At 48.5% G+C, this 1,201-nt stretch carries 1 protein-coding gene; it reads right to left on the bottom strand.

Annotated features, from left to right (window positions below; genetic code table 11):
* Positions 1-58: 58 nt before the first annotated feature.
* Positions 59-1,099 (bottom strand): IS481 family transposase, encoded by a 1,041-nt coding sequence (locus IBT46_RS27005; RefSeq protein ID WP_200548131.1) that lies wholly within the window; start codon positions 1,097-1,099, stop codon positions 59-61.
* Between the last annotated feature and the right edge of the window lie 102 nt (positions 1,100-1,201).

Below are 1,201 nucleotides of genomic sequence, written 5' to 3'. Positions count from 1 at the left end.
TGTATTAGCTCAGACCTGATCTGACAGTTACCGGTTATTTATACAGGTGTCTGTCAGATTACATCTGGTTTAAATTCTTCTCAGCCCAGATGCATTTTCCATCAAGTAATGTTTCCATTGGCGTCCGGCCGCAGCACATTTTCCCCTGATGGGTTCGCTCATTATTATAGTGAGCCAGCCATTCATCAAGATCTGATTGTAATGTGTCAATATCCCCATACAGCTTTTTGCGGAATGTCACCTGATAAAATTCGTTCAGTATCGTTTTGTGGAACCGCTCGCAGATACCGTTTGTCTGCGGGGACATCGCCTTTGTCTTCGTGTGGTCGATATCATTTATCGCCAGATAAAGCTGGTAATCATGCTGTTCCACTTTGCCGCAGAACTCAGTGCCTCTGTCAGTCAGTATCCTCAGCATCGGCAGCCCCTGAGACTCATAAAATGGCAGTACACGATCATTCAGCAGGTCTGCTGCTGTAATCGGCGTTTTGGTGACATACAGTTTGCAGTGAGCGACCTTCGAGTAGGTATCCACGAACGTCTGCTGATAAATACGTCCAACCCCTTTCAGGTTTCCCACGTAGAACGTGTCCTGTGAACCCAGATAACCCGGATGAGCGGTTTCAATCTCGCCGCAGGCTTCGCCATCACTGACTTTACGTTCCAGTGCGGCGATCTGGCTGTCGGTCAGTTCAATGCCATCGCGGGCCACTTTCTCTTCCAGCGCTTTCAGACGTTTTTTGAAGTTCTCAAGGTTATGACGTAACCAGACGGAGCGGACGCCACTTCCTGAGATAAAAACACCCTGTTTACGCAACTCATTACTGCTCCGGTGCTGGCCGTGGGCGGGGAATGCCACAGCATACTCAACAACCGCCTGTTCAGTGGCCTGATCGGTTCGGTTCTTAAGGTTAGGAGCGCGGCGACTGCGATTGATCAACGCATCCACGCCGCCTTCATCGGCCAGTTCGCGATACCGGTAAAAAGTGTCACGCGAGACGCCCATAATTTTGCAGGCTTTAGATACATTACTGAGTTCTTCAGCCAGATTGAGCAAACCGGCTTTGTGTTTAATGACAGGATTGTTAGTATGAAGCATGAGAGTTACCTCGTGTTTTGTATAAGGATTCGACACCCATATCAAAACCGGTAACTCTCAACCTTTCAAGGCCATATGTCAGATCAAGTCGCGACTAATACA

The sequence above is a fragment of the Erwinia sp. S38 genome, assembly GCF_016624545.1.
In the GTDB taxonomy this organism is placed as follows: domain Bacteria; phylum Pseudomonadota; class Gammaproteobacteria; order Enterobacterales; family Enterobacteriaceae; genus Erwinia; species Erwinia coffeiphila.
The sequence above is the reverse complement of the archived record's forward strand: the minus strand, read 5'-3'. Positions and strand labels throughout refer to the sequence as shown.

What these genes read in the sequence shown, in the direction of transcription:
- IBT46_RS27005 (WP_200548131.1), bottom strand. Translation starts at nt 1,099, where the DNA reads ATGCTTCATACTAACAATCCTGTCATTAAACACAAAGCCGGTTTGCTC.